The organism is Pseudonocardia sp. (genome assembly GCF_025465255.1).
Taxonomy (GTDB): Bacteria; Actinomycetota; Actinomycetes; order Mycobacteriales; family Pseudonocardiaceae; genus Pseudonocardia.
The window spans coordinates 14,503-35,274 of the sequence record NZ_JAODNI010000025.1; the positions used below are offsets into that span (position 1 = coordinate 14,503).

The window sequence follows — 20,772 nt, forward strand, 5'->3', positions numbered from 1 at the left end:
CGGGCCGCGCTGTCGGAGCTGAGCCGGCCTCGATCCGGGAGCGACAGAGATCCGCCCGTGACATCACAAGGTCAGGAAGTTGGGAGTCATCCATGACCGCTACGACGACCCAGGAGCACATCACCCGCGCCGCCCGAACCGGCCAGGAAGCGATTTCGACCGCGATCCGAGGCTGGGGGCAGACCGCGCAGAGCGTTCTGGGGTTGGGGGCGGGCCGAGAGGGCGACGTTCCGAGCCCGGACCGGCTCATCGACACCTGGTTCGACGTCGCCGATGAGGCGCTCAATGTGCAGCGCGAGTTCGCCAAGGCCCTGCTCACCATCGGCACTCCGGTGGTTGACGCCGTGAGCCGCGCCGCGACGCGCACGATCGAAGCCGCCCAGGAGGCAACGAATGACGCGGCGGAGGCGCCTAGGGAGGCGACGACCCAGGAATCGTCACGAGCGTCCCGTAGCAGCGCCGCGCGCAAGGACGGCTGAGCCGGGGCGCGCCCCGGCGTGCGCCACAGTGCCGCGGGGCGTCGGTGCGCCCCGCGGCACTGGTATCTCGTCAGGACGCGGCAAGCTGGCGCACCTCGGCCGCGGCGCCCTCGCGCAGCCGCGAGCCCGGTCCATGTTGCGATGGCGATGTGCTCGGCGTCGGTGGGCAGCTCGGCCCCGAGGAGCCGAATGTGTTCCCGGTCGCGGACCGATCGCCGCGTTCACAGACGAGCGGACGCTCCCCGGGACCTGCTAGGGACAGGTGCCGAGGAGAAACGGACGCGGGGAGGAGCAGCTCGTCGGCCTCGTGAACGGCAAGCCTGATCGCCACGTTCTGGCTGATCAAGCTGTGGTGGAGACGAGGGGAATTGAACCCTTAACCCCGTCTTGCAAAGCCGGTCGTCCGCGGTCACTGCAGCCTCTACCAGATCCGACGACGTGCTCGACGCCGTGGTCTTCCCGTGGCCGCAAGTCAGACGCTGTGCGCCTCGCACCCCTGAAGCGAACCGGGAACGCGCGCGTATGAGCGATGACCGCCCTGGCCCGTCGCGCATCCCCGGTGGCCAGGCAGAGCGCGCCCGACGCAGATCCCGGCTGAGGGGTGGCGACAGGTGGTGCGGCGGGCGTGGCGCGAGGCCAAGGCGCACAAACGTGCCGCTACTGGCGGGCGGCGTCGCCTTCTTCGCGTTCCTCGCCTTGTTCCCTGCGATCATCGCGCTGATCTCGCTGGTCGGGCTGGTGGTCGACCCGGCGTCTCTACCCGGTCGTCGACGACGGCCGGCTGGTCGGCGTGGTCACCCGGCAGGCACTTGTCGCACGTGGTGGCGCGGTCGGCGCGGCAGTCGACCTGATGATCAACGATTCCACTGGTGGTGCACGCCGACGACACCCTGCGATCGGTTGCCTCACACTTCGCGCGGCACGCGATCACCGCCGCACCGGTGATCGCCCGCGCGAACCCGGGCCGACTCGTCGGTCTGATCACCGTCGACCACCTGCTCGACGGCCGATTGCGCGACCTCGCCGAGGTACACCACCGCGAACGCCCACGCGAACCACGACACTGGACCCCCGCCGGACAATGCCACGATGCCGCTGGTAGGAGGCGTGGACGGGGACACCGGACGCGCACGGGGCAAGGACCGGCCGACGACAGGGCGGGTAGGACGCCGCCTCGCCGACACCCGAGGCCCGCGAGGTCCCACTCGTTGATCGACGGGCGAGTGAGCGCCGAACGCAATTGGACGGGACGTACGCGGTGTGGCGGGGAATGACCGAAGGTGGAGCAGATGCGAGAGACTGCGGACATGGCCAGCTCCGCCGACGGTCACGACGCGCCGTCCCGTGAACAGGTCGACGCCGTCATGCTCGCCGCCCGGGTCCTCGTCGGGGTGACCGCGCGATCCTTCGCCGCGATCGAGGATCGGGTCACCCTGCCGCAGCTGCGGGTGATGGTCATGCTCGCCAGCCGGGGCCCGCTCAATCTGAGCAGTATCGCCGAGAGCCTCGGCGTGCACCCGTCCAATGCCAGCCGCGCCTGCGACCGCCTCGTCATAGCCGGATTGCTCAACCGCAGCGACGATCCAGCCGACCGGCGCAACCTGCTGCTCACACTCACCGAGGACGGCACACGCCTGGTCCACGAGGTCAACGCGTCACGGCGCGCCGCGATCTCGGAAGTGCTCAACAGCATGCCGGCCCGCCGCCGGCAGAGCCTGGTGTCGGCCCTGACCGCCTTCGCCAACGCCGCCGGCGAGCTATCCGAGGCCAACGCCTGGAGCCTGGGGTGGACCACGGAAAACCCGATACGCGCCTCCCACCTACCCCACGCACCGGGCGACACGGCAGGCAGCGCCCCCGAGGAGGACCGCGATCCAGGGCAGAAGCCCTCTGGGCCCGCACGAGTTCGCGTTGACGACAGCAACTCTTCGCTCGCTCAGGGCAGGGCCCGCGCCTGACGCTTCCGGAACCGACCAAGCCCCACAAACTCTGAGGCGCTGACGTCTCGCGGCCACGATGTGGACGACCGTGCCCCTCCGCGCCCGGCAGGACGACGTTGCGAACACGGCGCAGTAAAGCTGGCCGCAATAATTGCGTTTACGCAATGCTGGTGGAGGTATCCCGTAGACGCGCTGTGAGGGCGTGTCACCGGCCGGGAGGAGGGCCCGATGCTGAGCGACCGCGAACGCCGCGAGTTGGCCGAGATCGAGCGACACCTCGACGACGATGCGTGCCTCGCCGCCACCTTCACACGGCAACCTCTGCCCCGACAACGCTCGCCTCGGCAACGCCGCATGCACCGGTGGGAGGTCGTCCTCGTTGTCGGGGCGCTGATCACGATGGCGAGTTGCGTGATCGGGGGCAGCGCCGCCGGCGCACTGATCTGCGCCGCGACAGCAGTGGCCATCCTCGGTCTGACGCCCGCGCTGAGCCGCAGGCTCGGACCCGAACACCAGCCGCCGTAACGGGCCTCGGCTCGGGGCGCAGTCGGTGCGGCTCGCGCCATCAGACCACCCGGAGTCCCTTCCCCGGGCGGCCGCCGGGACGGGCACGGACACAGGTGCCCGTCCCGGAGCGGCAGCCGCACGACAGCAACCCGAGGATGAATCATGGTTCCTGAACCTCGCCCGACACCTGACCGGCTCACCGGCGGGGCACCTGGGCCCGCCCGGCCCGCCACGACCAGGGAGCGGCCCTCGACCGGGGTGCTGGTGGTGCACCTGCACGTCGATCTGGACCATCTCACCTGCGAGCTCGTCCAAGCGCAGGTGGAAGCGGAGCTCGCCCGCACCCCGACCTGCCGGCTCATCCTCGATCTGACCGATGCCGATGCGCTGGCCGCGGCAGGGATCCGGATGCTGCTGCACCTGTGGCGACTGTGCCGGCATCGCGACATCACCCTGGTGCTGGTCGGCACCGGGCACCACGGAGTGCACGTGCCGCTGCGCTGCAGCGGGGTCCTGCCGCTGTTCGACACCCGTCCCAGCGTGCTCCACGCCCTTCCGGCTCCTTCGCTGACGGCGGCGCGCGGGGGAACCCGGTGACGACCACGCACACGGCCACGGCCCGTTCGTCGAGGGATCGCGGTCGAGTTTTCGACCCGCAGCCCCACGGCGAGCCCCCGCCACAGCCAGGTCTACAGCCGCTACCAGCGCGTCTACACCCTCGTCGAGTTCGCCGCGGCCGTGGCGTTCGTGATCGGCAGCGTCTGCTTCTTCTCCGAGGACCTGACCCTGCAGGCCGACTGGCTGTTCCTGATCGGCTCGATCCTCTTCGCCGTCCGCCCCAGCGTCGCGGTGATTCGGGAAGTCCGTCTCGCCCGCCCCGCATCCCCCTCACCGAGCCCCATGGGCAATGGGCGACGCCCCGGACCAGCTGAGACGCCGAGCGGACGAGCCGCCCTCGGCAGCCGGTCAGCGCATTGCCAGGACCTAAACCCTCCGGCGGAAGGTGACGCCCGGCATTTGACCGGGAGCGGGCCCCCGCCGGCACCTCAGGACGCGATGATCTGCGGTGACATCACCTTGAGGTGGGCGTTGCTCCACTGCATGATGCGCAACGTCTCCGGGTGGCAGGACCGGGCCAGCTCGAGCAGCCGCGGTTGTTTCATTCCCTGCGCGGCCTGAGCGAGCAGTTCCCAGTCCAATGACACCCCCGCTGCCTTGCGATGCAGGCGCCGCAGATCCGCGAGCAGCAACAGACCCGGCTCGGGGCGGCGCCCGAGCGCGTCACCACCGCGCCGCAGCACGGCAGCGACCCGGTCCGGGACGGTCCAGCGCGGCTCCGGGTCGAGCGTGAGCCCGTGGTCGTGGCCGACGTCGGCGAGGCGGCGGACGTGCTCACGCGGCCGGCGGGCGAGGTCGCGGGCGAGGTGGAAGACCTCGTGCTCGACGTGATGGCGGTCCGCCACTGCGAGCAGGGTCCGGCCGAGCGAGGTCTCCGAGCGGTGCAGCTCACGCAGCACCAACGGCAGCTTGCTCATCACGCCTCCCCCGCCCCGGTGAGCTCCTGCACCCGCGCTCCACGTCCTCCCCGGGTGGCGGCGACACCGTCGCCGACCGGACGCGAGGCACCCACGGTGGGCGCCGGCGCAGGTCCCTGGCCGGAGCCGATCCGGGTCAGCCGGGCGGCGGCGGTTTTGAACAGCGGCTGCTTCGACACCGGATCCCAGTCGGTGATGGTCAGCTCGTTGGCCGCCCGCGACGCGCCCGTTCCTGTGCTCATGCTGGTGTCCCAGTAGCCGTAGTGGAAGGGCAGGAACACCACTCCCTCGCGGATGCCGCTGACCCGCACTCGCGCCCGGAGCGCGCCGCGCGGGGTGGCGACTTCGACGACGTCGCCTTCGGCGAGGCCGAGTCGGCGCGCGTCACCGGCTGAGCACTCCACCCAGACCTCGGGCGCGGCCTTCTGCAGCTCCGGGACGCGGCCGGTCTTGGTGCGGGTGTGGAAGTGGTAGAGGGTCCGACCGGTGATCAGCACCATCGGGTGCTCGGCGGTGGGCGGTTCGTGCGGCGGCAGGTACTCGGCCGCCTTCAGTATCGCCTTCGCGTCGGGGTTGAGCACCCGGTACCGGGTGGCGTCGAGCGGGGCGCCGGTGACCAGGTCCCGCCCGCAGCTCTCGCAGTAGTCCGGCGCGCTGAAGAACCGCCCGTCGGTGTAGAGGCGTTCGGTACCGTCCGGGTGCTCGACGTTGCACGGCCACTGGACGCCCGACGGGGTGGCCCGCAGCTTCGCGTGGCTCAGCCCGGTGTAGTCGCACGGGCGGCCGGCGGTGGACGCCGCCCAGGCGTCGAAGGCGGACTCCGCGTCGTGCCACTGCGGGAACGGCGCACCGTCCTTGTCCCGGAAGCCCATGCGGCGTGCGAAGTCCAGGAAGATGTCGAGATCCGGACGGGCTCCGCCCGGAGGGTCGACGGCCTTGTCCGACAGGTGCACCGTGCGGTCGGCGTTGGTGAAACAGCCGGTCTTCTCCCCCCACGTCGCAGCGGGCAGGACGACGTCGGCGAGCTCGGCGGTCTCGGACCGGAAGATGTCCTGGACCACCAGGAACAGCCCGTCCCGGGACAGGATCTTGCGGATACGGGCCAGCTCGGGCATCGACACGGCCGGGTTGGTGGCGCTGACCCACAGCATCCCGATCGAGCCGTTCTCCACGTAGCGCATCATCTGCATGGCGTGGGTCGGTGGGCTCATGTGCGGAATCTGGAGCGGGTCGAGGTTCCAGTGTCCGGCCAGGTCGGCGACGTGGGCGTCGTTGCTCCAGTTCCGAAAGCCGGACATGTCCCCGTCGGCGCCGCACTCGCGGGTGTTCTCCGCGGTCGGTTGCCCGTTCATCTGCAGGATCCCGCACCCGGGTCTGCCGAGCATGCCGCGCACAAGGTTGAGGTTGTTGACCTGCACCGCGGCCGCCGAGGCCTGATGTGACTGGTAGAAGCCCTGCAGCACGGTCGACAGCAGCCGTTCGGCGTGCCCCAGCACCCGTGCCGCCGCCCGGATCTCCTGCGGGGTGATCCGGCAGATCCGCGCGACCTTCTCCGGCGGGTAGTCGACGACCCGCTGCTCGAGCTCGGCGAACCCGACCGTGTGCGCGCCGACGTAGTCGCGGTCGACCCAGCCATTGGCGATGATCTCGTGCAGCAACCCGTTCATGAGTGCCAGGTTCGTGCCGGGCAGCGGGGCCAGGTGCACCCCGCCACCGGCCCGGGCGGCCCGGGCGACCTCGGTGTCACGCGGGTCGACGCACACCAGCCGCGGCGGGTCCTGGCCCGCGAGCCGATCCAGGATCCGCATCCACAGGACCGGCTGGGTCTCCGCGACGTTGTGCCCGAACAGCGCGATCACATCGGCGTCGTCGACATCGGTATAGGAACCTGGCTGCCCGTCGCAGCCGAACGTCTCCTTCAACGCCGCCGCGGCGGTCGCGGTGCACAGCCTGGTGTTGCCGTCCATGTGGTTCGTGCCGATCGCGCCGTGCCCGATCGCGGCAAGCGTGTAGTACTCCTCCGCGAACAGCTGCCCCGAGGTTTAGAAGCCGATCGACGACGGCCCCCACTCCCCGAGCAGTCGCTTCGATTCGGCGACGACCCGCGACATCGCCGTGTCCCAGTCGGTCTCCACCAACCGCCCCTTCCGCCGCACCAGCGGCCGGGTCAACCGGTCCGCCGAGGCGTTGGCCTGCCACCCGAACAGGTCCTTCGGGCCCAGCCGGCCGCGGTTGACCCGGTCCTCCGCCCGACCCCGCACCCCCACGATCCGACCGCCGGCCACCGCGATGTCCATCGCGTCACCGTTGGAGTGCAGCAACGATGCGGTCGGCACCCACCGCTCGACATCGGCCTCCGTCACACCCTCGGCGAGATGGATGTCGACCCGGGTCGGCCACGGCCCTCTCCGGGCGAACGGGGACCGGCTCCCCCACGGATCACCGATCGCGTCACGGCTGCCCATACCAGCTCTCCTCTGCTCATCCCCTCGATCACCTGGTGGCTGCCTCTCATCCCAGCCGGGCTTCGGGCGGAAGAGCGAGCGCCGTGCGGTGCTACTCCAGATGAACTACCCGCTCGCTTCTCGTCGCAATCGTTGCGACTACGCACACGTTGAGAATGCTCTTCGCGCACCGGTAGATCAGCTCACCACGCTCAGGTTGGTGATCTTCGGTCGCGCGAAGGCCTGCGGCCGACTGGAGGCGTGGCTGCGCAGGGGTTTGACGGCGGGCCAGGGCGCGTTCTTGGTGCGCAGCGAGTGTGCGCGTCCCGGCCATCCTCGAGCCCACCGCCCCGGCGCCCGACCCGGTCGCCCCCGCCCAGGCCCCCCAGCCCGGCGAACCGATCGATCCCATTCGTGAGGACGCTGATGCAGCCCAGTCCGAGGTGGTCTATCGAGGCGGGCCGGTGCAGTTCGAACGCGTCGTCCCGGCCTCGGGGAACCTCGCGGTGATAGGCAGTCCTGGCTCGGCCCCGTCCGGACCGGGATCACCGTGACGTTCTGGGCCGACCACGAACTCATCCACCTCAGCATCTCCGGCGCCCGGATCAAGAGCGTCCGCTCGCACCTGTCGAGCAATGACCTGGCCGCGCTCGCCGCCGCCGGCGGACGTCCCGCCAGCCCTGCACCGTTGCCGCCCACCGACCCCGACGGGACCGCGTTGGAGATCGACCGGACCGTGAGCCGGATCGGGCTGGTGTCTCTGGGCGGCCACGCCGTCCTGGCCGCGGAGATCCTCGGCGGGCGCCGGGTCAGCATCCGCATCGAGGACGCCACGCTGATGTTCTTCGATCCCGACACCCGCGAACTGCTCCGCACCCGACCCAACCCGCTGACCTACGACCAAGGCCCACAAGCTGCGCGGAGCCCGCCCCGCCGGGCCACCACCGCAGCCCGGCCGCCTCGTAGATCGACAGCTGAGCCCGATGCCGCTACAGCATGAGGAGTAGGACGAGAGTGGCCGTCGCGAAGCCGGCCACGGCCCAGCCGATCAGGAGCACCTCGGTTCGGGCGTCGGGCACGATGTTCTTTCCCGCGACGACATGGATTGTGCTGGTCCGCCATCGCCGCCGGTGACCGAGGCCCAGGACGAGTAACGCCAGCAGCATCGCGGCGGTGGCCAGGAGGGTTCGTCCGACTGCGAGTGTCCCGGTCTGCCGCAGCAGCAGGACCGCGCCGATGGCCAGGAGCCCGATCGTGCTGCGTTCCCACGACAGTGCGGTTCGTTCAGGTTGCAGTCCAGGCTTGTCCTGGGGTTCACGAGACACGTCACGGCCCCGATGGCTACGGGACGAGGAGCACGACGAGCACCAGGATCGCCACGGCCAGGAGGGCGATGCCGAGCAGTACCGGAAGCCGGGTCGGTGGCAGGTCGGCATCTCGGCGCATCGCAGCTTGTACCCGTTGCCAGCGCCGGACTGCCAGCGCCGCCAATAATCCACCCCCGGCGGTGAGTAACACGCCGAGGGCGTGCCGCCCTCCTGGAATTCCGAATTCCGGAACGAGCTGGACGACGGCGACACCGCCCGCGATCAGCGCGAGCGCGGTGCGGATCCAGGCGAGGAAGGTCCGTTCGTTGGCGAGGGTGAAGCGATAGTCCGGCTGCAGTTCGTCGCCGTCCGGATCGTGTTGTCCTTCATGATCGGCCGGGTACATGAGTTCCCAGAGTCTCCAGCGTGCTGGACGGCGGCGATCGAGTGGTTGTGGTGTCCTCATCCGATGGTTCGTCTCCGCCGGGAACGAGTCGCCCACTCCTGGTGTGACGGTTCGCGCCGCGGCGGGGATTCGACGTGCACGGGATGGGCCAGCACCGAATGTTGGAGGTAGCCCAGTTCGTTCCAGGACGTGGAGTCGGGTTGGGTGTTGCCCTGGTCGTCGGTGGCGCGCACCCGCAGGGTGTGGTCGCCGGGTTCGGGATTGCAGCGGAACTGCCAGCGCACCCACGCCCCCGGCGTGTGCGGTGAGGTGATCGGCGCGTCCTGCCAGGGGCCGTCGTCGATGCGGTACTCGACCCTCGCGACCCGGTTCTCGCCGGCGAACGCGCGTCCTCGGATCATCTGCGGTTCCGGCCGAAGCTGCGCCGGCCAGGGCAGCTCCACCAGGCTCGCCACCGGGAGCTCATTGATCACCGGGCCGCGGGCGGGCCCGTCGGCGGGGAAGTCCGGGCCGATCAGCACGTAGTCCTCGGTGTTCCAGGGCACATAGAGGGGATGTTCGGAGACCTCGATCCGGCCCAGCCACTTGATGCTGGCCGCACCGAGCCACCCGGACACCACCAGGCGAGCCGGGAACCCGTGATCAGCCGGCAGCACCTCGCCGTTCATGGCCACCGCGACCAGGGTGTCGTCGGCGCACGCCTTGGCCAGCGGCAGCGGCCGGCGGGCCCGGATCTCATCGAGGGCTTCGGGCATGACCTCGCACGCACCGGGGGTGATCCCGGCCGGTTCGAGCAGGTCGCGTAGCCGGACGCCCGTCCACTCGGCGGTGCCGATCGCACCGCGCCCCCATTGGGTGCCCGCGAAGGTGTGCTCGAATTCCTCACCGAAGAGCACCCGGCGGTTGCCCGCGCACTCGATCGTGCGCGTCACGGAAACCAGCGGGAAGCGATGCCACAGATCGTCGTAGGTGTAGACGACCGGGTGGCGTATCCCGTTGCCCTCGACGTGTAGTGCCCAGGTCGCCGTGTCCAGGCGCGGGGTGGGCGCGTGGCTGCGGAGGTAGAAGCGATCGGTCGGGGTGAGATCGCCCGGCATCCGGTCGGGTCGAGTCCCGTAGTCCAGGCCCGTGCCGGTGTCCTCCATCAGCTCCGCGGGGGTGGCTTTCACGACCTTGCGGCCGGTTGCGGAGGGAGCTGCTGCCGAGGGTTCGGCGCTCATCGAATCATCTCCTACCCACCCGCTGGGCAACTTTGGCCTCTGGGGTGCGACTTGGGTGTGACGACGTCAATGACTGCCAGAGTTGTCTTGCGGCGGGCACATGTCGTCACGGCCAGCGCACATCTGCGGTCCTGGTGAGCTGGACCCTCTGCGTACCCGTTGGCTGCAAATGCCGCGCGCGACAGGACATCGCCGACGTACTCATCGACAGCCGGTCCCGCCTAGGACGCCGAGGAGCTCGCAGCAACCTTCAGCGGCGATGTTCGGACCCGCAAGCACCGCTAACCGATGCGTTCCGACCATGTGTTGCTGCCTGCACTGGCCCGCGGGCATCACGGCCCGGGGCGAGGTACGCACCCAGTACACACCGGCTACGCCGTGGCCCGGCATCATCCGCACCGGATGAGGTCGTTGACGTGGGTGACGCCCCTCAGCGCCTCGGGGCCGAGCCGAGACCCGCGACCGCTACACCTTCGCGATCGGACTGCCGTAGCAGCGTCCGTTCCGGTTCACCGGCACCCTGCACACCGTGACCGTCGACCTGTCCGGTGACCTCATCCTCGACCACGACAGCGAGATGCGCCTGGCGATGTCGCGGCAGTAGCCGCACGGACGGCGACCGCCGCCGGCTCCCGCCGGGCCGTCAACGGTCGCCGTCCCCCAGCCAGCCCAACTCGACCTCTGACCACCGGCGCCGCAACCACCACGCGTCCAGCACACCAAGCAGCTGACGGCACAGGGCACCCAGCGTGATCGCACGCCACCGGTGCGAGGCCAGGAACTCGACCAGCACCTCCACCCGCTCGTCGTCGCGGTCCACCGGCTCCACCTGCTCCAGCGCGCCGGGGTGCGCGCCGGGTATTCCGGCGACGAGGTCGAGGACACCGTGCCGGTCCACCGCGCCCAGCACCCGCCGGGCAAGCATCTCCGACGTGAACCTCTGCCACGGGTACGGCTCGAGCGCAGCACACACCGCGGCCACACGTTCGCCCTCTACAAGTTGATGCACCACTGGCTCATCCTCCGCCGGGGCGAAGGCGCCTTCAGCGTCCAATTGCTCGCGACCAGGGACCCCAGCAGCGGCAGCTATCAGCAGCCCGGACCCGAGACCACCAACTCCTCGAACCCGACGAGTTCGCCCGCTACACCGCGCTGCTGTACCTCGAGCCCGTCGACGCGCTCCTGGCCGCGTAGCCCTGGGACACCGCCGCCGTCCCGACGCCCCGCCCTGCGGGATGAGGGACGGACAATCCCGGGTCCCCGGCCAGGAGATTCTCCGCGAAGGGCGACGTCGCATCCGGGGCCGATCGCGGCCGCCGGTCGGCCCAATCGAGACGGATCATGTGGCCGGCGAGTGCGACACCGATCGCGCAGATGGCGATGCCGAGTCCCGCGAACGGGCCGGGGGTCTGGCGCAACAGCAGCCAAGACCACAACGCCGTAGTCGTGGGGTGAGGTAGAGCAGAGCGCTCGCGCGGGTGCCTCCCGAGCGGCGCACCACGAACAGGTAGCTGCCGTAGCCGCCGAACGTAGACAGCACCACCAGCCATCCGATCGCCACCCAGAACCTGGCGCCGGCTGGCGGGGCGAGGCGACCGCCGACCGCCGCGGCGGTGCAGAACACGCCGGCGGCCACCGCGCTCTGCACCGCCAACGAGCTGACCAGCGACTCCGTCGGGCGCCACCGCCGCTCAAGCACCGTCCCGGCCGACAGCGCTACCAGGGCGCCGACCGGCAAGAGGTAGGCCCACGCCGCCGCGATGCCGCCACCGAGGTCCCCGCCGACAACCAGGGCCACGCCGCCGGCGCCGATCAGCGGCCCGAGCTGTTGCCGCCGCGTCGTCCGCTCTGCAAGCAACGGACCGGCCAACGCCGCCACCAACAGCGGCTGCAACGCCGCGACCAGTGCCGACGTGCCCGCAGACACGCCGGCGCCGGCCGCTGCGAAGATTCCGCCGAGGTAGAGCACCTGCACCAGCAGACCCAGCACGACCTGACGCAGCAGCGCCCTGGGCGCCACCCGCTCGCCGCGCACGAGCGCCCAGGCGCCTAGCACCAGTGCCGACACCAAGGTTCGCCACGCCAGCACTGTGTCCACCGGCGCAGACCGGGTCCCGAGTACGGCGCCGACGAAGCCGGAGGACCAGCACACGACGAGCACGGTCGCGGCGACGGCGTCGGTCCGAGTCGCTCTCATACTCCGACATAACCATACCGGTCGGTATACTCGCAGTGGAGTTGGAGGCTCGGATCTGGAGGCTGATCATGTGGTGCGCCGGGCCCGTCGCTGGCAGGCGTTCCTGGTCCAGGAGCTCGAACAGCTCCCGCCCGGCCCGACCCGGGTACTCGCCGTGTTCGACACACTCACACGCTGGTCTAGCGGCCAGGATCGAGGGTGCGCCTTCGGCAACGCCTACGCTGAAGTCGGGGGCAGCGATCATCCCGCCGTGGCGGCCATCCGGGCCGAGAAGGCGTGGATGCGGGCACGCTTCACCGAGCTGGTGACCGAGGCGGCGGTGGAGAACGCCGCGGGTCGCGGCGGAAACCCCGGTCGGTTGGTCGCCGGAACAGGGCGTGATCAGCCATTGCCTGCTGGAAGCTCGCTGCGATTCTGGCCATGGCCCCGTCGACGACCACGGCTTGGTCGCGGGGCTGACCCGCACGCAAGACGGCAGCTCTCGACGGGCAGGACTGCGGCAAGATCAACGCGACGACCTACAAGGAAGGAAACTGATGACGCAGGCAGAACCGCAGAGAGTGGTCCTCGACGTGGACGTGCTGGAAGAGATGCGCGAGCGGCTGAAACGCGTGCGGTTGTTACCGGATCTAGGTCCCGGCTGGCAACGGGGAGTCCCGACGGCCTGGCTGCGCACCCTGGTTCAGGACTGGGCCGCATTCGACACCGCCGCCTTCCAGGATCAGCTCGACGGGCTTGTTCACCTGCGCGCCGAGTTCGACGGTCAGTCTGTGCACGCTGTTCATGTGGTCGGCCGCGGCCCGGATCCGATCCCGCTCCTACTCACCCACGGCTGGCCCGGCTCGTTCCTCGAATACTTGCCCATCCTGTCGCTGCTCTGCGACCCGGCCGCGCACGGCGGTGACCCCGCCGACGCGTTCACCGTCGTGGTCCCGTCGCTGCCCGGCTTCGGGTTCAGCGGGCCGCCACCGGAAAACCAGAGCCGCCGAGAGGTGGCGCACTTGTGGCACCGGCTGATGACCGAAGGACTCGGGCATGATCGGTACGTCGCCCACGGCAGCGACCTCGGTGCCGGGGTCACCGCATGGCTCGCCCGCGACCACCCGCACGCCGTTGCCGCCATCCACTTGGCTACCCCGGGACTCGCCGTGCCGCCAGGTCCGCGTTCCGCGGCCGAGGACGCCTTCGCCTCCGCTTCACAGTCGTGGACGGCAGAGGAGGGCGGCTACGCCCACCAGCACTCCACCAAGCCCACGACGATCGGGGCGGCGCTGCACGACAGCCCGGCCGGGCTCGCGGCGTGGATCGGGGAGAAGGTCGTGGCCTGGAGCAGCACCCTCCCCGATGGCGCTCCCGCTTACGACCGCGAGTTGATGCTCGCGTCTCTGACGCTGTACTGGGTCACCGGGACAATCACCTCGTCGATGCTGCCCTACTGGGCCCACCAGCACAGCCCCAATCTCCTGCCCGTCGACGATCCGTCCCCTGTACCCACAGCTGTGACGATCTTCGGCGGCGAAATGGTCCCGTTCCCCAAGCCGCCCCGGTCGCTCGCTGAACGCTACTTCGCCCTCATGGCCTGGGCCGAGCACCCCGTCGGCGGTCATTTCCCGGCTGTCGCAGCCCCCGAGCTACTGGCCCGCACTCTCCGCGAGACGCTACTGCCGGCCGCACGATCACTTCAGGCCTGAACCAGCGTCAGCGACGTGGCCGCAGATCGCGGCGCCGAGCTCCGCCAGCTGCACTCCTCGGCGTCGAACGGGCTCGATTACGCCGCCGGTGACGAGAACGGTCTTGTCGTCGAACTCCATGGTCATACTCCCTCAGGTTGGACCGGTGATCTGGTGACGGCCTGCGTCGGCCCTTGAGCGGGCACGCTCGGCGTCAGCGGAGGTAGCCGAGCGCGGCCAGGATCTGGGCGGGCTCGGATCGGGTGGTGTAGTCGGGATGCACGTCGATCCAGCGGATCACACCGAGCGCGTCGACGACCGCGGTCGTGGCCAACGGCAGATCGGGCGTTCCGTCGGCGTTGAGATCGGTCAGCTCGACCCCGATCCGGGCCTGGCCGTGGCGGGCGCCCGCGCCGAGGGTGAACACAATGCCGAGCCTGCCGGCGATCTGGTTGCCCGGATCCGACAGCACGGCGTAGGACAGGTCGTGCTTCTGGGTCATCGACAGCGACCCGTCGGGCTTCTGCGGGCTGATCGCCACCAGCGCCACCGCCCGAGCGTCGAGCTCGTCGACCAGGGTCTCCTGGTAGGCACGCAGGGTCAGGTTGCAGTACGGGCACCACGTGCCCCGGTAGAAGACGACCACGGCCGGGCGCCCCGCCCGCACTGCGGTGAGGGTGGTGGCCTGCCCTGACGCGTCGAGCAGATCACCATCGGGCATGACCGTGCCGGGGGTGGCCACTGCGGCGGGGACCCCCTCGGCCACCAGCCGGTTCAGCTCTGCGCCGAACGCGGCGCCGACCTCCGCGGGCAGGCGCTCTGCGAACTGGGGCTGTGCCAGCGCAACCCTGGCGGCGATCGTCGTGTCGGTCATGAGGGGTCTCCAGTCCGGGACGTTCAGCGGGGCCCGAGGCGGCCCGCGCAGCTCAGTAGTGGATAGCTGTATCCAATCTGCGCGGCGCCGACTGGATAGTCAAATCCAAAAGTGTCGTAGGCTGTGCTGTGTGTCCACACGACCGGCACCCGGCGCTGCGGCGCCGCTCACCACCCGGGGGCAGGCGACCCGCGACAGGATCGTGCGCGCGGCGGCCGAGCTCATGTTCCGGCACGGCGCGACGGGCACGAGCACGCCCGCGGTCCGGGACGCGGCGGGGGTGAGCTCCTCGCAGATCTATCACTACTTCACTGACAAGGAAGCCCTGACCCGGGCCGTCATCGCCCTGCAGACCGAGACCATCCTCGACAACCAGACCGCTCTGCTGAGCCGGCTCGACAGCTTCGAGGCGCTGCGGAACTGGCGGGATGTCGTCGTGCAGGTCGAGCGAGACCTCGAGTGCGTCGGCGGCTGTCCGCTCGGCAGCCTCTCGAGCGAGCTGTCGGAGCGCGACCCGCACGCACGCCAGGCACTGGCCGAGGGCTTCATGCAGTGGTCCAGCGCGATCCGTGACGGACTGCAGCACATGATCGAGCAGGGTGTGCTGCGTGACGACGCCGACCCCGAACGACTCTCCCTGGCCATGCTCGCCGCGCTGCAGGGCGGCCTGCTCCTCGCCCAATCGCAACGCAACACCGCCGCGCTCGAGGCCGGCCTCGACGCAATCATCGAACGGATCAACTACCACGCCGTCGTAGCACCGCCGACACGCCCGACCGGCCGCGGGAAGGCCGTCCCCCAAGTCCGAAAGTAGCGGTTGCCCCGAAAGGCAACCTTCTGGCTGTCAGAAGGCACGACCGCGGAGGCGGTGGGACCTACCGGAGCCCGGTCAGGATTCCTCGTCGTGCCGCACGGCGATTGCGGCGGCGGGGGCCCCAGGGAGAGACCGACTTCGTGGGCGGGCCGTCGGGGTCGCCGGTGAGGCTCATCCACCCGGCGAGCCCCTGCAGGATGTAGTCGTAGCCCGGTTCGGCGGCACGGGGACCGGTCATCCCGAAGCCGGTCAGGCTGCAGCAGACGATCGCCGGGTTGAGGTGCTTGAGGTCGTCGTACCGGATCCGCATCTTCGCCGGCACGTCGCCGCGCAGGTTGGAGTACATGGCGTCGCTGGCACGCACCAGGTCCTCGAAGACCGCACGCCCCGCGCGCGTCGAGAGGTCCGTTGAGAGGCTGCGCTCGTTGCGGTTGAACGTCTCGAAGAAGAGCGAGTCCTCGCCGTGGGCGTACGGCGGCACGTAGCGACCGATGTCCCCGCCCACCCGGGGTCCTCGATCTCGATGATCTCGGCGCCGAGGTCCGCGAGATGAACGCTCCCGAAGGGGCCTGCCCGTACTGCTCGAGGGAGATGACGCGGATGTCCTGCAGCGGCTTCATCTGTCGGCCTCCTGCGCTGCCGGGGCGCCCGCCAGCGGCCCCGTCCTGGCTTCCGGGAAGTAGCCCTGGCCGATCCCGCTCGCGCGCGTGGCCAGCATGACCGAACGGCGGAAGGAGATGATCTCGTCGCCGTCCTGGTTCAGGCCGCGCGTGGTCATCGAGACGATGCCGGCGTAGGGCCGCGACGCGGACGGGCGCAGCGCGGTGCAGACGCTCTCGGCGTACAGCGTGTCCCCGGCGTAGAGCGGGTGGGTGAGTCGGACGTCGGTCATCTCGAGGTTCGCGATCGCGTTCTGGCTCATGTCCAGCACCGAGATGCCCAGCACCACCGCGATCGTCAGGCCGGAGTCGACGATCACCCGTCCTTGCGTGAGGGGGTTCTGGCCGGCGAGGTGGGCGTTGAAGTGGTTCTGGTTCGTGTTCATCGACAGCAGCGTCAGCCATGTGTTGTCGGCCTCGGTGATCGTCCTTCCCAGCGGGTGCTGGTAGACGTCACCGACGACGAAGCCCTCGAAGAATCGACCGAGAGTCGCCGGGTGAGTGGTCACGAGACCTCCTAGTTCGCAGACAGACGCTAAAGCTCTGATGTTTCGGCGTCAAGGACGACCGAAGGAGCCCTTCCGATACCCGCTTCGTCCCCAAACGGGACTATCAAGGCGGTCCCAGCTCAGCATTGCCGGAGGCCACGTACGGCCTCAACTAGAAACTTCAGAGGTATTGCGGTGACACGGAGGGCTCCCCCACTATGTGCGACATCGTCCGGCAGCTGAATTGCCGGCCTCGTCCAGTCACCGCGCCGGCCGGTCCGTGTCGCGGCGACCCTGTTACTCCCTCGGCGGGCTGACCAGAACGGAACCGTGGATGAAGCGCATCGGAGTCGATGTCGGAGGTACGTTCACCGACCTCATCCTGTGGGACGACGCGGGGCAGGTCGTCGTCCACAAGACCCCCTCCACACCGGCTGATCCCTCGGTCGGGACGATGGAGGGCATCGGCGTGCTCGCCGAGCGGGCCGGCATCCCGGTCAGCGACATCGAGATGTTCTTCCACGGCACGACGGTGGCGACCAACATCGTCCTGGAGCACAACGGTGCCGACGTCGGGATGATCACCACCGACGGCTTCCGGGACCTGCTGCACATCGCCCGCAAGAAGCGCCCGCTGAACTACTCCAACCACCAGGACCTCCCCTGGCAGAAGTGGCAGCTGGTCCGTCGCCGCAACCGGCGCACGGTCACCGAGCGCATCGACGCCACCGGCACCGTGCTGACCCCGCTCGACGAGGACCAGGTGCGCGAGCAGGTTCGCCTGCTCCGGGAGCGCGGCGTCGGGGCCATCGCGGTCTGCTTCCTGCACGCCTACCGCAACCCCGTCCACGAGGAGCGGGTGCGTGCGATCATCGCCGAGGAGTTCCCGGAGGTCTTCGTCTCGCTGTCCAGCCAGGTGGCGCCCCAGTACCGCGAGTACGAGCGGTTCTCCACGACCGCGCTCAACGCCTTCATCGGTCCGAAGGTCTCCACCTACGTCACCAACCTGGCCGACTCCGCTCGTGCGGCGGGGATCGGCGAGGACGTCCACCTGATGACCTCTGCCGGTGGGTTGGCCACCGCGCGCAGCGCATGTGAGGCACCCGTGTCCCTGCTGACCAGCGGGGTCATCGCCGGACTGCTGGGCGGGTGCGCGATCGGTCGGGCCTCGGGGTATCCGAGCGTCATCACCCTCGACGTGGGTGGCACCTCGGCCGACGTGGGCGTCGCGCCGGACGGGAAGCTCCGGATGAAGCATCTGCTCGACACCCGCATCGGCGACTACCATGCCATGGTCCCGATGGCCGAGGTCGACACCATCGGCGCCGGCGGCGGGTCCGTCGCGTCCGTCGACGAGGGCGGCATGTTCCGTGTCGGGCCCCGAAGCGCGGGGGCCGTCCCCGGACCGGCGTGCTACGACCGGGGCGGCACCGAGCCGACGTCGACCGACGCCATGGTGCTGATGGGCTGGCTGCGCGAGGACAGCTTCCTCTCGGGGAACATGACCGTGCGGCCCGAGCTCGCTCGCGCGGCCGTCGACACACACATCGCCCAGCCCCTGGACACCAGCCTCGACCGGGCGGCCATGGGCATCTTCAAGATCCTCGCGTACTCGATGACCGAGGCCATCAGCCTCCACTCCGTGCGCAAAGGCTACGACCCCCGAGACTTCTCCCTGGTGGCCGAGGGCGGCGCAGGCCCCCTGTTCGCCTGGCACATCGCCGAGCAGCTGGGCATCCCCCGGGTCATCGTGCCCCGCCACCCCGGCATCGCCTCTGCCATGGGCCTGCTCACCACCGACCTCCGCTACGAGATCCCGACGACGGTGTGGACGTCCTCCGCGGCTCCGGACGTCGACCTCATCGCGACGCAGATGAAGCGACTGGAGGAGGAGGCACGCAGCCAGCTCCGCGCCGACGGCGTCGACGACGAGCACATCTCCATGGAGCGGTCCGTCGATTGCCGCTACATGGGGCAGGGCTACGAACTGCGCGTTCCTGCCCCCGACGGGGAGATCGACGAGGGATGGGTCGCCGCCACCGCCGCGGCCTTCCACGACGTCCATGGCCGGACCTACTCCCAGCGGTTCGAGGACAAGCCCGTGCACCTGGTGAACATCCGGGTCACCGGCGTCGGCGCGGTCCCGCACATCATCATCGGTGAGATCGAGACCGGGGGCGAGGACGCCGGCCCGGCGATCAAGGCCACGACGCGCGCGCTGTTCTGGCGCGAGGAGCCGAGCGCCCCGGAGTGGTTCGAGACGCCCGTCTACGACCGCGCCCTACTGCGCGCCGGCAACCGGATCAGCGGCCCGGCCATCGTCGAGCAGTTCGACTCGACCACCGTCATCGGCATCAACCAGCAGGCCACCGTCGACGCCGTCGGCCACATCATCATGGAGAGGAAGTCCGCGTGACCGCGCTCATGCCCACGACCGGCGTCTCGCTGGCCGGCGAGGCCACTCGCACCTGGAAAGACGTGGACGTCGACCCGATCACGCTGCGGGTCATCGGTGGCGCCCTGAACTCGATGGCGAAGGAGATGGCCCAGGTCCTCTACCGGATGGCCTACTCCAGCCTGATCCGCGAGTCCGAGGACCTCGGCGCCGGCATCTTCGACGTGAACGGTCGGGAGCTGTGCGAGTCGGACTCGACGCCGATGCACTGCGGCTCCATCCCCGCCTACATCCGCGGGATCAACCGCCGGCTCGCCGGCACCTACCAGCCAGGCGACGTCGTCCTGCACAACCACCCCTACCACGGGGCCGCCCACTCGCCGGACTACGGCGTCATGATCCCGATCTTCTGGCAGGGCGAGCACATCGGGTTCGCAGGATGCACCGGCCACGTGTCCGACATCGGCGGCAACTTCCCCGGCCTGTGCATGGACGTCGTCGACGTCTGGGCCGAGGGCAAGCTCATGGACTCGATGAAGATCTACGAGGCCGGCGTCCGCAACGACATGTTGATCCAGCACATCCTGGACAACGTCCGCACCCCGGAGCAGAACCGCGGCGACCTCGAGGCCCTCATCGCCTGCGCGCGGCTGGGCGAGCGCCGCTTCACCGAACTGCTGGAGAAGTACGGCCTCGACACCGTCATGAGCGCCGCTGAGCGCTGGATGGACTACTCCGAGGACATGCTCCGCCGCCGGATCCGCGAGATCCCGGACGGGTCCTACGAGGCACCGATCGGCTACCTGGACGACGACGGCAAGAACCGGGGCATCCCGCTCAAGGTGGCCGTCCGGGTGCAGGTCGACGGCGATGACGTGCTGGTGGACCTGACCGGCTCCAACGACCAGGTGCCCACCGCGTTCAACGTGCCGTTCGAGGGCTCGGTGCTCCCGACGGCCGTGTCGGCGATCCGCACCATCCTTCTCGACGAGTTCCTCACCGAGGAGTTCGTGCCCCAGAACGACGGGTGCTTCCGGCCGGTGAAGGCCTACGCGCCCGAGGGCAGCATCTTCAACCCCAACTTCCCGGCATCGTGCTTCGCCCGGTTCTCCCAGGTCAACCGCGTGTTCGACTCGATCAACCTGGCGCTTGCGCCGGTCCTGCCCGACCGGGCCATCGCAGGATCGTCGGCGGCGCTGTGTGCGATCGCCTACTCCGGACTGGCCGCCGACGGCGAGTCCTACTGGGTCTACATCGAGATCAACGAGGGCTCCTACGGCGGTCGCAACGGCAAGGACGGCATGGACTGCGTCGACTCCCTGATGGCCAACACCCGCAACAACCCCATCGAGGAGCTGGAGCTCAACCACGCGATGCGGGCCGTGCGCTACGAGCTCCGGGAGGAGCAGCCGGCGCCCGGTGAGTGGCGCGGCGGCATCGGCAGCGTGCGCACCTGGCTCATGGAGGTGGACACATTCCTCGGCTCCGAGGCGGACAACCGCTCCGACCCGCCAGCCGGGGCGCTGGGTGGCCACGACGGGCGTTCCGGTGCCTTCATCCGCAACCCGGGGACCGACCGCGAGGAGGTGCTCTTCTCGAAGGTCACGCAGGAGGTGTGCAAGGCCGGCGACGTGCTCGAGATCCGGTTGCCCTCCGGTGGAGGGTTCGGCGACCCGCTCGCCCGCGACCCGCAGGCCGTGCTCGACGACGTCGAGGACGAGTACCTCACCGCCGAGGACGCCCGCCGGGACTACGGCGTCGTTCTGGACACCGACTCGTGGACCGTCGACGAGGTGGCCACCCGGGAGCTCCGCTCGGCACGGGCCGCAGCCTGAAC

General features: G+C 69.8%; 20 protein-coding genes and 2 pseudogenes. 11 read left to right on the forward strand and 11 right to left on the reverse strand.

Going from position 1 to position 20,772, the window contains the following annotated elements; genetic code table 11:
• Positions 1-92: 92 nt before the first annotated feature.
• The 6 genes and pseudogenes from JWP64_RS02330 to JWP64_RS31345 all read left to right on the forward strand — a co-directional run.
• A complete protein-coding gene (locus tag JWP64_RS02330; RefSeq protein ID WP_297491724.1) occupies positions 93-479 on the forward strand; it encodes a hypothetical protein in 387 nt (128 codons plus the stop codon).
• Positions 480-1,351: 872 nt separating this feature from the next.
• The gene (locus tag JWP64_RS31340; protein ID WP_366889259.1) at positions 1,352-1,753 is read left to right on the forward strand and encodes a CBS domain-containing protein; all 402 of its coding nucleotides are present in this window, start codon (positions 1,352-1,354) and stop codon (positions 1,751-1,753) included.
• 33 nt (positions 1,754-1,786) lie between these two features.
• Complete coding sequence (locus JWP64_RS02340) at positions 1,787-2,437, forward strand: MarR family transcriptional regulator (protein ID WP_297491728.1); 651 nt, start codon at positions 1,787-1,789, stop codon at positions 2,435-2,437.
• Between the two features lie 210 nt (positions 2,438-2,647).
• Complete coding sequence (locus JWP64_RS02345) at positions 2,648-2,944, forward strand: DUF3040 domain-containing protein (protein ID WP_297491730.1); 297 nt, start codon at positions 2,648-2,650, stop codon at positions 2,942-2,944.
• Between the two features lie 144 nt (positions 2,945-3,088).
• On the forward strand, positions 3,089-3,523 hold the full coding sequence (locus JWP64_RS02350) for an STAS domain-containing protein (RefSeq protein ID WP_297491732.1): 435 nt from the start codon (positions 3,089-3,091) through the stop codon (positions 3,521-3,523).
• 36 nt (positions 3,524-3,559) lie between these two features.
• Positions 3,560-3,775, forward strand: a pseudogene (locus JWP64_RS31345) (YrhK family protein); the annotation flags it as partial.
• 197 nt (positions 3,776-3,972) lie between these two features.
• Here JWP64_RS31345 and JWP64_RS02355 read toward each other — a convergent pair.
• Both JWP64_RS02355 and JWP64_RS02360 read right to left on the reverse strand, forming a co-directional pair.
• Positions 3,973-4,461 carry a hypothetical protein gene (locus JWP64_RS02355; protein ID WP_297491733.1) on the reverse strand — a complete coding sequence of 163 codons (489 nt, stop codon included), beginning with the start codon at positions 4,459-4,461 and terminating at the stop codon, positions 3,973-3,975.
• Positions 4,461-6,926: pseudogene (locus tag JWP64_RS02360) on the reverse strand (molybdopterin-dependent oxidoreductase). Before JWP64_RS02360 ends, JWP64_RS02355 begins: the two are co-directional and overlap by 1 nt.
• Before the next feature lie 529 nt (positions 6,927-7,455).
• Between JWP64_RS02360 and JWP64_RS02365 the strand changes: the two are divergent.
• Entirely contained in the window at positions 7,456-7,905 is a 450-nt protein-coding gene (locus JWP64_RS02365; RefSeq protein WP_297491735.1) for a hypothetical protein, read from the forward strand.
• On the opposite strand, the gene JWP64_RS02370 is transcribed toward JWP64_RS02365, so the two are convergent.
• The 5 genes from JWP64_RS02370 to JWP64_RS02390 form a co-directional block, all read right to left on the reverse strand.
• Positions 7,895-8,230, reverse strand: a complete 336-nt coding sequence (locus JWP64_RS02370) for a DUF202 domain-containing protein (RefSeq protein WP_297491737.1) — start codon at positions 8,228-8,230, stop codon at positions 7,895-7,897. The two genes, JWP64_RS02365 and JWP64_RS02370, sit on opposite strands and share 11 nt — an antisense overlap.
• Before the next feature lie 16 nt (positions 8,231-8,246).
• Positions 8,247-8,618, reverse strand: a complete 372-nt coding sequence (locus JWP64_RS02375) for a DUF202 domain-containing protein (RefSeq protein WP_297491739.1) — start codon at positions 8,616-8,618, stop codon at positions 8,247-8,249.
• Positions 8,619-8,674: 56 nt separating this feature from the next.
• Positions 8,675-9,838: a sulfite oxidase gene (locus tag JWP64_RS02380; RefSeq protein WP_297491741.1), complete on the reverse strand. Its 1,164-nt coding sequence runs from the start codon at positions 9,836-9,838 to the stop codon at positions 8,675-8,677.
• Positions 9,839-10,481: 643 nt separating this feature from the next.
• Positions 10,482-10,763, reverse strand: a complete 282-nt coding sequence (locus JWP64_RS02385; RefSeq protein ID WP_297491743.1) for a hypothetical protein — start codon at positions 10,761-10,763, stop codon at positions 10,482-10,484.
• Positions 10,764-11,177: 414 nt separating this feature from the next.
• Positions 11,178-12,035, reverse strand: coding sequence for a DMT family transporter (locus tag JWP64_RS02390; protein ID WP_297491745.1), 858 nt, complete (start codon positions 12,033-12,035; stop codon positions 11,178-11,180).
• A 536-nt stretch (positions 12,036-12,571) separates the two neighbouring features.
• Between JWP64_RS02390 and JWP64_RS02395 the strand changes: the two genes are divergently transcribed.
• The gene (locus tag JWP64_RS02395) at positions 12,572-13,726 is read left to right on the forward strand and encodes an epoxide hydrolase family protein (RefSeq protein ID WP_297491747.1); all 1,155 of its coding nucleotides are present in this window, start codon (positions 12,572-12,574) and stop codon (positions 13,724-13,726) included.
• Here JWP64_RS02395 and JWP64_RS02400 read toward each other — a convergent pair.
• Positions 13,712-13,846 (reverse strand): hypothetical protein, encoded by a 135-nt coding sequence (locus JWP64_RS02400; protein WP_297491749.1) that lies wholly within the window; start codon positions 13,844-13,846, stop codon positions 13,712-13,714. The two genes, JWP64_RS02395 and JWP64_RS02400, sit on opposite strands and share 15 nt — an antisense overlap.
• Positions 13,847-13,919: 73 nt before the next feature.
• Entirely contained in the window at positions 13,920-14,579 is a 660-nt protein-coding gene (locus tag JWP64_RS02405; protein WP_297491751.1) for a peroxiredoxin-like family protein, read from the reverse strand.
• Between the two features lie 202 nt (positions 14,580-14,781).
• On the opposite strand from JWP64_RS02405, the gene JWP64_RS02410 reads away from it, so the two are divergent.
• Complete coding sequence (locus JWP64_RS02410; RefSeq protein ID WP_297491753.1) at positions 14,782-15,393, forward strand: TetR/AcrR family transcriptional regulator; 612 nt, start codon at positions 14,782-14,784, stop codon at positions 15,391-15,393.
• Between the two features lie 61 nt (positions 15,394-15,454).
• Here JWP64_RS02410 and JWP64_RS02415 read toward each other — a convergent pair whose 3' ends face one another.
• Both JWP64_RS02415 and JWP64_RS02420 read right to left on the reverse strand, forming a co-directional pair.
• Positions 15,455-15,898 carry a CoA transferase gene (locus JWP64_RS02415; RefSeq protein WP_297491755.1) on the reverse strand — a complete coding sequence of 148 codons (444 nt, stop codon included), beginning with the start codon at positions 15,896-15,898 and terminating at the stop codon, positions 15,455-15,457.
• A 111-nt stretch (positions 15,899-16,009) separates the two neighbouring features.
• Entirely contained in the window at positions 16,010-16,561 is a 552-nt protein-coding gene (locus tag JWP64_RS02420; protein ID WP_297491757.1) for a MaoC family dehydratase, read from the reverse strand.
• Positions 16,562-16,874: 313 nt separating this feature from the next.
• Between JWP64_RS02420 and JWP64_RS02425 the strand changes: the two genes are divergently transcribed.
• Together JWP64_RS02425 and JWP64_RS02430 are read left to right on the forward strand one after the other, a co-directional pair.
• A complete protein-coding gene (locus JWP64_RS02425; protein WP_297491759.1) occupies positions 16,875-18,956 on the forward strand; it encodes a hydantoinase/oxoprolinase family protein in 2,082 nt (693 codons plus the stop codon).
• On the forward strand, positions 18,953-20,770 hold the full coding sequence (locus tag JWP64_RS02430) for a hydantoinase B/oxoprolinase family protein (protein WP_297491761.1): 1,818 nt from the start codon (positions 18,953-18,955) through the stop codon (positions 20,768-20,770). Before JWP64_RS02425 ends, JWP64_RS02430 begins: the two co-directional genes overlap by 4 nt.
• The last annotated feature ends 2 nt before the right edge of the window (positions 20,771-20,772 follow it).

Excerpts from the sequence above, each read along its gene's own strand:
- JWP64_RS02330 (WP_297491724.1), top strand. The coding sequence starts at position 93 with ATGACCGCTACGACGACCCAGGAGCACATCACCCGCGCCGCCCGAACC.
- JWP64_RS02340 (WP_297491728.1), top strand. The coding sequence starts at position 1,787 with ATGGCCAGCTCCGCCGACGGTCACGACGCGCCGTCCCGTGAACAGGTC.
- JWP64_RS02345 (WP_297491730.1), top strand. The coding sequence starts at position 2,648 with ATGCTGAGCGACCGCGAACGCCGCGAGTTGGCCGAGATCGAGCGACAC.
- JWP64_RS02350 (WP_297491732.1), top strand. The coding sequence starts at position 3,089 with ATGGTTCCTGAACCTCGCCCGACACCTGACCGGCTCACCGGCGGGGCA.
- JWP64_RS02355 (WP_297491733.1), bottom strand. The coding sequence starts at position 4,461 with ATGAGCAAGCTGCCGTTGGTGCTGCGTGAGCTGCACCGCTCGGAGACC.
- JWP64_RS02375 (WP_297491739.1), bottom strand. The coding sequence starts at position 8,618 with ATGTACCCGGCCGATCATGAAGGACAACACGATCCGGACGGCGACGAA.
- JWP64_RS02380 (WP_297491741.1), bottom strand. The coding sequence starts at position 9,838 with ATGAGCGCCGAACCCTCGGCAGCAGCTCCCTCCGCAACCGGCCGCAAG.
- JWP64_RS02385 (WP_297491743.1), bottom strand. The coding sequence starts at position 10,763 with ATGCTTGCCCGGCGGGTGCTGGGCGCGGTGGACCGGCACGGTGTCCTC.
- JWP64_RS02390 (WP_297491745.1), bottom strand. The coding sequence starts at position 12,035 with ATGAGAGCGACTCGGACCGACGCCGTCGCCGCGACCGTGCTCGTCGTG.
- JWP64_RS02395 (WP_297491747.1), top strand. The coding sequence starts at position 12,572 with ATGACGCAGGCAGAACCGCAGAGAGTGGTCCTCGACGTGGACGTGCTG.
- JWP64_RS02400 (WP_297491749.1), bottom strand. The coding sequence starts at position 13,846 with ATGGAGTTCGACGACAAGACCGTTCTCGTCACCGGCGGCGTAATCGAG.
- JWP64_RS02405 (WP_297491751.1), bottom strand. The coding sequence starts at position 14,579 with ATGACCGACACGACGATCGCCGCCAGGGTTGCGCTGGCACAGCCCCAG.
- JWP64_RS02425 (WP_297491759.1), top strand. The coding sequence starts at position 16,875 with ATGAAGCGCATCGGAGTCGATGTCGGAGGTACGTTCACCGACCTCATC.